General features: G+C 71.8%; 11 protein-coding genes. 9 read left to right on the top strand and 2 right to left on the bottom strand.

The features are described from left to right. Nucleotides 1–60: 60 nt before the first annotated feature. From PT931_RS34885 to PT931_RS34855, 7 genes are all read left to right on the top strand, one after another. Nucleotides 61–546: a hypothetical protein gene (locus PT931_RS34885; RefSeq protein WP_456249991.1), complete on the top strand. Its 486-nt coding sequence runs from the start codon at nucleotides 61–63 to the stop codon at nucleotides 544–546. Then, entirely contained in the window at nucleotides 543–1,028 is a 486-nt protein-coding gene (locus tag PT931_RS34880; protein WP_456249990.1) for a DUF2203 family protein, read from the top strand. The genes PT931_RS34885 and PT931_RS34880 overlap by 4 nt, the downstream gene beginning before the upstream one ends. Nucleotides 1,029–1,355: 327 nt before the next feature. Next, a complete protein-coding gene (locus PT931_RS34875; RefSeq protein WP_456249989.1) occupies nucleotides 1,356–1,943 on the top strand; it encodes a Crp/Fnr family transcriptional regulator in 588 nt (195 codons plus the stop codon). 108 nt (nucleotides 1,944–2,051) lie between these two features. Continuing rightward, a complete protein-coding gene (locus PT931_RS34870; protein WP_456249988.1) occupies nucleotides 2,052–2,780 on the top strand; it encodes a hypothetical protein in 729 nt (242 codons plus the stop codon). Then, on the top strand, nucleotides 2,777–5,074 hold the full coding sequence (locus PT931_RS34865) for a hypothetical protein (RefSeq protein ID WP_456249987.1): 2,298 nt from the start codon (nucleotides 2,777–2,779) through the stop codon (nucleotides 5,072–5,074). The genes PT931_RS34870 and PT931_RS34865 overlap by 4 nt, the downstream gene beginning before the upstream one ends. 14 nt (nucleotides 5,075–5,088) lie before the next feature. After that, a complete protein-coding gene (locus tag PT931_RS34860; RefSeq protein ID WP_456249986.1) occupies nucleotides 5,089–6,228 on the top strand; it encodes a hypothetical protein in 1,140 nt (379 codons plus the stop codon). Nucleotides 6,229–6,230: 2 nt separating this feature from the next. Beyond that, a complete protein-coding gene (locus PT931_RS34855; protein WP_456249985.1) occupies nucleotides 6,231–6,776 on the top strand; it encodes a hypothetical protein in 546 nt (181 codons plus the stop codon). Between the two features lie 41 nt (nucleotides 6,777–6,817). On the opposite strand, the gene msrB is transcribed toward PT931_RS34855, so the two are convergent. Beyond that, a complete protein-coding gene (msrB, locus tag PT931_RS34850; protein WP_456249984.1) occupies nucleotides 6,818–7,234 on the bottom strand; it encodes a peptide-methionine (R)-S-oxide reductase MsrB in 417 nt (138 codons plus the stop codon). Between the two features lie 39 nt (nucleotides 7,235–7,273). Between msrB and PT931_RS34845 the strand changes: the two genes are divergently transcribed. Continuing rightward, nucleotides 7,274–7,720, top strand: a complete 447-nt coding sequence (locus PT931_RS34845) for a hypothetical protein (protein WP_456249983.1) — start codon at nucleotides 7,274–7,276, stop codon at nucleotides 7,718–7,720. 55 nt (nucleotides 7,721–7,775) lie between these two features. Here PT931_RS34845 and PT931_RS34840 read toward each other — a convergent pair whose 3' ends face one another. Next, nucleotides 7,776–8,732, bottom strand: coding sequence for a helix-turn-helix domain-containing protein (locus PT931_RS34840; protein ID WP_456249982.1), 957 nt, complete (start codon nucleotides 8,730–8,732; stop codon nucleotides 7,776–7,778). A 71-nt stretch (nucleotides 8,733–8,803) separates the two neighbouring features. Here PT931_RS34840 and PT931_RS34835 point away from each other — a divergent pair, with 71 nt between their 5' ends. Continuing rightward, entirely contained in the window at nucleotides 8,804–9,370 is a 567-nt protein-coding gene (locus PT931_RS34835) for a rhodanese-like domain-containing protein (protein ID WP_456249981.1), read from the top strand. The last annotated feature ends 95 nt before the right edge of the window (nucleotides 9,371–9,465 follow it).

The raw sequence follows: 9,465 nt of genomic DNA, 5'->3' as shown, positions 1-9,465 counted from the left end.
CATCCGGGCGCGGCCCTGCCGATCACGCGCCGTGTCGGTGCCGCGTGCGATCCTGGGCGGATGGACAAGCCCTGGCAGCACCTGCCCCCTCGGGCCCGCGCGATCGCCACCACCACGACCGAGGCGGTCGAGGCCGCCCGGGCCGGCGATCCCGACGCGTTCGGCGAGGCGACCGGTCGGCTGGCGGAGTTCAACCCCGAACAGATCCGACTGGTACTCGGCGCGGTCGTCCGCACCCTCCTGGAGGACCAGCACGCGGAGGGCCTCACGGGCGACGACGTGCAGGCGGCGCTCGCCCGCTGCGTCCGGTCCACGATCGACTGGTTCCCCGAGCTCGACGCCGCCGTCCTGGTGGTCCTCGTGACCAGCGCGTTCGGTGTGCACCCGGAGGCCGAGGAGGTCGCCGCGCCCACCCCGCTGGCGGTCGCCCGGCACGCCACCCTGCTGATCGCCGACCTGGTCGCCGCCGAGGACAGGCCCCTGGCCGGGTACCTGGCCGCGTCGCTCGCGGAGATCGCCCGCGCGGAGACGGTGGAAATGCCGTGACCGACCCCACCGCCCCGGACCCCGACCAGCCCTCCGCCCAGGGTGAGCCCGCGTCGTCGGAGCCGGATTCCGGCGCGCTCCACGACGACGGACTGCTCGATTCGTCCCCCGGACCGGCGCCCGACCCGGGTCCGGTCACCCTCGACGAGGCGCGCGCGATCCTGGCCCGGCTCCGCCCCCGGCTGGACGACCTGATCGCCCTGCGCGCCGACTTCGCGGAACTCCAGGTCGACCTCGCCACCGACGGCACCAGCCCGCTCGGCGGCCTGGCCGAGGCCAAGAGCCTGGAGGCGCGGCTGTTCGCGGCGGTCGAGCACGTCGCCGCCCAGGGGGCGCAGGTCAAGGGCTTCGCCCCGCTGCTGCTGGACTTCCCGGGTGAGCGCGACGGCGTGCCGGTGCTGTGGTGCTGGCTGGAGGGCGATCAGGACATCGACTGGTACCACCGCCAGGACGCCGGCTTCGCGGCCCGCCGCAAGGTCTGATCGGCGCGCCGACGCTCCCGGGCCCCTCCCCGGGGGCGGGAACCATCCATCGTGGACGAAAAGGCGGGTCGGCCTCGTGCGTGGAGTGGCGTACTCGCACATCCAAGATCACCCGAATTGATCATGCCTCCGACGTACTGAGTGGACTATGGCGGAAAGGCTGATATCGAAGCGTTGGGTGGGTGGCTACTCTCACCTTGCGTTTATTGCCAATCACGCTGTGAAAGAATCTCTTGTCAGAGAGGTGTCGTGCAGCCGACTAACCATGACATCATTCCCGTATCCGAGGAACAGCGGGAATATCTCCATACCATTGGAGCTCCGGTCGTGTTCGCCAAGGGCGCCATTCTGTTCCACGAGGGTGGCCCGGCAGACCGGGTCGTCCTGATCGACGAGGGCTGGGTCAGGGTCACCACGGACTCGGCGAGCGGCTACGTCAGTGTGCTCGCGACCCGCGGGCCCGGCGAACTCGTGGGGGAGCTGGCCGCGATCGACGGCGCCGCCCGGTCCGCGACGGTCAGCGCCATCCAGGACGTGCGCGCCGTCGCCGTCAGTGCCGAGAAGTACCGGGCCTGCCTGGCGAGCCATCCCGACTTCGCCTGGAACCTGTTGCGCCAACTGGTCTGCCGGCTGAGGGAGTCCGATCGTCGGCGGGCCGAGTACGGCGGCCACACCTCCGTCGAACGGGTCGCCAGGGTGCTGCACGACATGCTCCGTCTGCGCGGTGTGACCGTCCCGGGCGGGATCGAGGTGACCGTCAGCCACCGCGAGCTGGCGGGCGCCGCGAGTACCTCCCGGGAGTCCGTCGTTCGTGCCCTGCGCGCGTTGCAGGAAGCCGGAGTCGTGCGTACCGGGCGAAAGTCCGTTCTTGTTCTCGCCTCGGACCAGTTGGCTGGATACTCGAGCGTTCGCTGATTCCGCACCGGTCCCGAGTTCCTTGTCTCCTGAGTGTCATCTGACGCTGAACACTTCCCATTTTCGGCGTATCCATCAGTGGATGGCGCGCGCCCCGCAGGAGGAACAATGTCGCTCGACCCGACCTACTTCTCGATTCTCGTGTTCGATATCGAGAGTTTTGGCCGCCGGTCCGATACGCGCCAACTCCGGCTCCGTGCGGCCCTGTACGGGATGGCCCACCGGATTCTCGACCCGCTGTGTCCCGCCGGGGCCGCGCCGCACTGGCAGGATCGCGGCGACGGCTTCTTCGTGCTCGTCCCCACCTCGGTGTCCAAGGTGGTCCTGTTGGGGGACGCGGTGCGGCGGTTCGACGACGCGCTGCGGGCATACAACGCGGACGCGGAACCCGACCTAGTGATGCGGGTCCGGCTCGCGGTGCACGCCGGTGAGGTCGTGACGGACCCGGCCGGATACGTGGGCACCGAACTCAACACCGCGTGCCGGCTCGTCGATGCCGAAGTCGCCAAGCGCTGCCTGACCGACGCCCCCCGGGCGCTCCTCGTCGTCATCGCCTCCGACCCCGTCTACCAGGGGATCATCCGGCACGGCTACCCCGGGGTCGACGCGCAGCCCTACCACCCGGCGCGGGTCAGCATCAAGGAACTCGACGACGTCGCCTGGCTGCGGGTGCCGGGGATGAACCGCCCTCCCGGCGACCTCCTTCCGCCGCCGGCCCCGCCGGCCCCCACACCGCCGCCGTCCGGTGGCGGGGGCGTGACCTTCAACGCCGCCGTCGCCGAGGTCACGGTCGGCACCAAGAACGTCTACAACGACGGCACCGGGCGGTTCCGGTGACGGCAACGGAGGCGCCGCCCGAGGCCGCCGCTCCGGAGCCGACGCCCGAGACGGGTGACGCCCTGCTGGAGCCCGAGGGCGTCGCCGGCCAGGTGTCGTCCGCGGGTACGCACCCGAGCGACTACAGCGTCCACGCCTCGGACGCCGCGAACAGCCTCGGGCTCCCGCGCGCCTCGGCGGCCCGGAGCCAGCTCGCCGTCGGGGACCAGGAGATCAGCGCCTCGTCGATCGGCGAGGTCACGCTCGGCGGCAAGAACGTCTACATCGGGGGCACCCACGTCTTCGACCCGCTGAGCCACCGCGTCCCCATCCCCGAGGAGGACCTGCACAAGGCGCAGCACGCGTTCGTGGAGCCGGAGGGGTTCCGCGCGCTGGGTCCGATGCTGTCCCGGCACCGGGTGCTGGTGCTGCGGACCCGCCCCGGACACGGGGGCGGTACGGCCGCGATGCGCCTGTTGCACGACGCGGAGGCGGGCCGGTTCCTCCAGTTCCCGGCCGAGATCGACCTGCGCCGGTTCGGCGCGGACGAGGTGGAGGAGCGCACGGGGTACCTCGTGCGGAACGTGACCAACACGAGCCGGCTGACGGAGCTGGAACTGCGCCGGCTCGACGGCATCCTGGGGCAGCGCGGCAGTTGGCTCGTCGTGACCGTGGAGACGCACGCCCGGCTCCCCGACGCCGTCCTCGCCGAGTTCGTCGCGGATCTCGGCGCGCCACCGCCGGCCGAGACGGTGTTCGCCACCCACCTGAGGTACCTGATGGGGCCGACCGGCAGCCAGACCGCCGAAGCCGTCCTCGGGGACCCCGACGTGATCGAACTGCTCCGGGCCTCCTCGGACGCCCGGATCGCCCGCGCCGCCGACCTGGCCCGGATGTTCGACGACGCGAGCCAGGACCCGGACTTCTCCGTCGTGGAGGTCCGCGACCGGTTCCGCCGGCTGACCGAGGAGAGCTTCGACGCGTGGTTCGACAACCTCCCCGACCTGGCGACCCGGACCTTGGTCATCGCCGCCGCCGTCCTGCACGGCGGGAGCAGGGAGAGCGGCTTCGCCTACGAGACCGTCGCCGACGCGGCCGACGACCTCAGGGAACGGCTCCTCCCCCCGCCGGAGGACGACAAGCCGGCGCCGCGCGAGGACCCGTTCGCCCGGCGGCGCACGGAACTGCTCAACGACGCACTTGCGAGGCTGGTCAGCACGACACACCGCACCCCCTACGGCTGGGCACCCGTCGACGTGGTCCGGTTCATCGATCCGAGCTGGCCGCAGCGGGTGCTGCACCGCACCTGGCACGAGTACGGCGGGGCCCGCCGGGACCTGCTCCGGTGGCTGTGCGAGCTGGCGGTGCATCCGGCGACGGCCGTGCGGGTGCACGCGGCGACGGCGGTGGGCTTCCTCAGCAGGTACTCGTTCGACTACGTCCGAAGTACGGTGCTCGAGCCCTGGGCCGACAGCGACGTCCTCCGCAACCGGGAGGCGGCCGCCATCGCGGTCGGGATCCCCGGAGTGGAGCCAGCCCTGGCCGTGCCCGTGCGGCGGATGGTCGACCAGTGGAGCAGGGCGGATTCGACGTCGGCCCGCCGGTACACGGCGGCGCTCGCCTACGGCTCGGGCCTCGGTCTGCGCGATCCCGACCGTGCCCTGCGCGTCCTGAGCGAACTGGCCGGCAGGGTGGACCGCCAGCTGCTGTTCGCGATCCGGGACTCGCTGGGCGAACTCGTCATCCACGGCGGCGACGACGTGGCGCTGAACGTGCTGAGCGCCATGCACCGGTGGGCCCTGACCGGGGAGCAGGGGCCGCCGGTCGATGAGCGGGACACCACGTCCGCGCCGCGGCGTTCGAGGTCGGAGGAGAACCAGCGCAACAAGGTGCGGCGGTACACCGGGTTCTTCGCCTTTCTGGGGCTGTCCTCCACCCTGGTCACCCGTGAGGCGGTCGACGGCAGGCCGGACGGCCCGGTGTGGCCCGGACTGCTCTGGATGGCCAACCGGGGGCTCGGCACGGAGGGGGCGACCGAGGCCGAGCAGGAGACGGCCCGGCTCGTGGCGGCCCTGTGGCGGGGGGCGTTGACGAGCCCCGTGGTCAACGAGGGCGCCAAGAACGCGCTGACCCGCTGGGCCCGCCGGGTGAACGCGGACGCGTCGGGGACCGCCGCGCTCGGGCGGCTCGCCGTGGCGGCCGTGGACGGTCACACCCGGACGCGCGACATCGTGCGGCTCCTGGCGGGCGAGTGGACGAACAGCGATGACGGGCCGGCGCCGGGGAGCGCCGAAGCCGTACTGAAGGCACTGTGAGAAGGGAAGCACACGTGACGGAAAAGGTTGTGCCGTTGATCCTGTCCAACGAGCCGGTGTCGAGGTTCCAGGTGCTGGGCCGACGCCCGCAGCTGGGCGCCGGCGTGGCGCTGGTCTACTCGGACAGCCGGGGACAGGTGTCAGCGGTGCGCGGTCAGCCGACCCGGGGTGAGTTGGCCTTCGCGGGCTACACCCGGCAGTACGAGGTCGACGTGGCCCGCCACCACGACCAGCTCACCCTCGACCTGCCGAGCAAGGTGGACTCGTACGTCTTCCGGTGCGAGTTCGGCGTCGTGTGGTACGTCAGCGACCCGGAGCGGATCGTGCGCGACCAGATCGACGACGGGCTGAAGGTGATCCGGTTCCACCTGCACGCCAAGCTGCAGTCGGTCAGCCGTGAGTACGAGATCGACGAGTACCGGAATTTCGAGCAGCGGATCAACGAGCTGTTCCAGCCGCCGGCCGCCGTCGAATGGCACCCGGTGCCCGGCGGGATCGTCCTCCAGCTCACGGCGCGGGTGGGCCTCGACGAGGTGGGCACCATCGCGATGGGCGACCGGCGGACCTTCGAGGTCAACCAGGAGCTGATGCGCAGAAAGCAGGTGCATGAGCAGGCAATGGCAGCCTTCCATGACGAGCACGAGGCCAAGCGCAAGTTGGCTCAGCAGAAGACCGATTTGGAGATAAAGAAGATCCAGGATGACAGGGAGTTGCAGTACGAGCGGGACAAGAAGCTGCTTGAGCTAGAGGGCGAAAGGATGCGCACCGAGCAGTACGCCGAGGCTATGAGCCGGGGCGACGGGGCGCTGCTCGCCATGCACCTGGGCCGCAACCCTGACGACACCGGCAAGGTCATCACGATGATCGCGGAGAACAACTCGCTCAACAACAAGGCGCGGGTCGACCTGCTCACCCAGATGATCGACAAGGGGCACATCCAGGAGGCCGACATGGACGGACTCCGCCCCGAGATCATCAACGGCGTCAAGGATCTGCTGGTCAAGACCCGTCCCGGCCTGATCACGGCATCGCCGATGATGGGCCTGAGCCCGCAGGCGCTGGCGGCGACCGCGGAGCAGATCGTCGACGTCAAGCCGGAACCCGATCCTGCCGACGACGAGGGCACGGCGCCCCCGTCGGAGAAGGAGGACTAGGGATGTCGGTCCTGGACGTCGCGCTCGGTGCCGTCGACAGGGCGCTCGCCTTTCTGCCGGCGGACGTCCGGGTCATCGTGGTGCTGCCGGTGTTGTTCCTGCTGGTGCTCCTCCTGGGGAGCTGGGCCATCCGGTACGTCGGCCCGCTGGCGGGTTCCTTCGTGAACTGGTGCACGGAGAAGGCCGCACTGCTGGCGGGGCTGCTCCTGCTGCTCCCCGAGCTCGCCGTGACCACCGGGTTCCGGCGGGCCGGGCTGCGGCCGCCCGCCGTGTGCTACGCCTACGGCGAGTTCGTCTGTGGGGGCCTGGCCGTCGTGCACTCGATGTTCGGGGCGGTCGTCCGCACGGTGAACGACGACCGGAAGGCCAGGCTGCTGTCCGCCCTGCTGCTGGCCTCGTTGCTCGTGATGGGCGGCAACACCTGCGAGGCCCCGCCGCCCAGGACCTGCGTCGGCGCCGTCACGACCTGGTGGAACGCGGTCACCGGCCTGGTCGACACCTCGGGGGGCACGGCTCTGACCCCCGCCGTGAAGCAGCCGGGCCAGTGACCGCCGGGCCCCCGGGGACCGCGGCAGGGTGACGCCGGGGGTCAGTGTTCCCCGGCGGGCTCCAGGGTCAGGCTGATCGAGTTGATGCAGTAGCGCTGGTCGGTCGGCGTCGGGTAGCCCTCGCCCTCGAAGACGTGTCCCAGGTGCGAGTCGCAGTGCGCGCAACGCACCTCGACCCGCTTCATGCCGAGGGTGGTGTCCTCGATCAGCGTCACCCGGTCCTCGGCGAGCGGGGAGAAGTACGACGGCCAGCCGCAGTGGCTGTCGAACTTCGTCTCGCTGCTGAAGAGCTCCGTGCCGCACGCGCGGCACCGGTACACCCCGATGGTCTTGGTGTCCGTGTACTCCCCGACCCACGGCGCCTCGGTGCCGGCCTCGCGGAGCACCCGGTACTCCGCGGGGGTCAGGCGCTCGCGCCACTCGGCCTCGGTCGTGGGCAGTTCGCTGTGCTCGGTCATGACACCAACCGTATGCGATCCCCGATCGTTAATCCTTACGTGTTGGTGAGCTATCGGCCCGGTTGGAAGCAGACCCTGTGCCGCACGGCGTTCCGGACCGCGCTGTGCGGGGCCGGCTTCGCGATCCTGGTACCGCTCGGCGCGCCCGGCTGGCTGCTGGTCCTGGCCTCGACGGCGGCCGGCGCGGCGCTCGCGGCCGGCCTGGTGCTGCACCGGTCGCTGGGGGTGGTGGCCGACGAGGAGGGGCTGCGGCCGACGACCGGGCCGCGCCGGTTGCACGTGCCGTGGGCGCGGATCGCGGACATCCGGGCCGAGCGCCGGCGCGGGGCGACCGTACCCGTCGTGTACTGGGACTCCGGGGCCGTGTGGCGGCTCCGGGCGCCCTATGACGGGGTGGGGTGCGCCCGGGACCCCGAGTTCGAGCAGAAGATCTTCGCGCTGCGCAACCTGTGGGAGACGCGGCGGGCCTGGGTGCGGGCGGAGTAGCCGCCGCGCCGGTCACCAGGCCCCGGCCCGGGGCTTCCGGGCGGCAACCGCGTGATCAGGCCCGGAACGCCTTCCGGTACCCCGAGGGCGACGTCCGCAACGCCTTGGCGAAGTGGTGCCGGTACGTCACCGCCGAGTCGAACCCCACCGCCGTCGCGATCTCCTCCACCGGCAGCTCCGGCGACTCCAGCAGCGGCAGGCTCGCCGCGATCCGCTGCCCGATCAGCCACCGGATGGGCGGCACCCCGACCCGCGCCGTGAACCGCCGCTGGTACGTCCGGGGCGCCAGGTGCGCGGACCGGGCGAGATCGGAGAGCGTCAGAGGGGTACCGAGCCGCTCCAGCGCCCACGCCATCGAGTCCGCGATCGGGTCCCCGACCTCCGGTTCCGCGACGGCCGCCTCGATGAACTGGGCCTGCCCGCCGTCCCGGTGCGGAGGGATGACCAGCCGCCGGGCGACGGTGTTCGCGATCCGGGCCCCGTGGTCGGCGCGCACCAGGTGCAGGCACACGTCCAGGCCGGCCGCGCTGCCCGCGCCGGTGATCACGTCGCCCTCGTCGACGTAGAGCACGTCGGGGTCGACGGACACGAGGGGGTACCGGCGGGCGAGGAGGTCGGCGTACCGCCAGTGGGTCGTCGCTCTCCTGCCGTCCAGCAGCCCGGCGCCGGCCAGCGCGAACGCCCCGGAGCAGATCGACACCAGCCGGCCCCGCACGGACCGCAGCGCGGCCACCAGGGCGGGGGACGGGTCGCCGTGCACCGAGGCCACCCCGGGGATGATCACGGTGTCCGCGCTGGTCAGGACGTCGAGGCCGTGGTCGGCGACGATGCCGAACCCGCCGACCGCGCGCAGCGGCACGCCGGGGGTCTCGGCGCACACGTCGAGGGTGTACCAGGGCACCTCCAGCTCCGGGCGGGGCAGCCCGAACACCTCCACGACGACGCCGAACTCGAACGGCGTCATGCCGTCGTAGACCAGGACCGCGACGCGGTGCGGCTTCGAGATCATCATGGCGGAATCTTAGCGGTACCCGTCGCCAGCGCCACTATTTCCGCCCGCCCCACCTCGGCAGACTGATCCCCATGACAACCTCCCAGGCCACCGCGTCCGCCGCTCCCACCCGGGCCGAGCCCCTGGCCGCCGCCCCCGCGGTCCCGGCCCCCGACCAGGGCGGCACCTCGGCACCCGGCTCCCGGGCCGCCTCCGTGATCACCGAGATCCCCGCCGCCGACCCGGCCACCGCCCACGCCCACTTCGCCGGCAGGCTCGCGTTCGAGGTCGACCCGGCCGACGTCGCCCACGCCCACGAGGCCGGCCACGACGACTTCCTGCTGCTCGACACCCGCGCCAAGGGTGCCTACACGAAGTCGCACATCCCGGGCGCGGTCAACATCCCCGAGAACGGCGTCACCGCCGAATGGCTCGCGGAGCTCCCCGCCGACAAACTCCTGGTCACCTACTGCTGGGGCCCCGCCTGCAACGGCTCCACCAAGGCGGCGATGCGGATCGCGGCGCTCGGCCGCCCGGTGAAGGAGATGATCGGCGGCTACGAGTACTGGGTCCGGGAGGGCTGGGTGACCGAGGGCCGCCGCCCGCTGGACGCCCGGACGGCCACCCCGAAGCCGACGGACCTCGGCCTGTACTGCTAGCCCCGGCCCTCGCGGGCCGGTTCGGTGATCGGCGCACACGCGGCGGAGTGTCCCCGAACCAGCAGGCGTGGGCCGCCGGGCGCCCGGCGGCCCAC

The organism is Longispora urticae (assembly GCF_053902585.1).
Note: the sequence above shows the minus strand (reverse complement) of the source record. Positions and strands in the feature narration are given on the sequence as shown.

Bases quoted from the DNA above. Each gene is read 5' to 3' on its own strand.
- PT931_RS34840 (WP_456249982.1), bottom strand. From the start codon at position 8,732: ATGATGATCTCGAAGCCGCACCGCGTCGCGGTCCTGGTCTACGACGGC.
- PT931_RS34870 (WP_456249988.1), top strand. From the start codon at position 2,052: ATGTCGCTCGACCCGACCTACTTCTCGATTCTCGTGTTCGATATCGAG.
- PT931_RS34855 (WP_456249985.1), top strand. From the start codon at position 6,231: ATGTCGGTCCTGGACGTCGCGCTCGGTGCCGTCGACAGGGCGCTCGCC.
- PT931_RS34835 (WP_456249981.1), top strand. From the start codon at position 8,804: ATGACAACCTCCCAGGCCACCGCGTCCGCCGCTCCCACCCGGGCCGAG.
- PT931_RS34885 (WP_456249991.1), top strand. From the start codon at position 61: ATGGACAAGCCCTGGCAGCACCTGCCCCCTCGGGCCCGCGCGATCGCC.
- msrB (WP_456249984.1), bottom strand. From the start codon at position 7,234: ATGACCGAGCACAGCGAACTGCCCACGACCGAGGCCGAGTGGCGCGAG.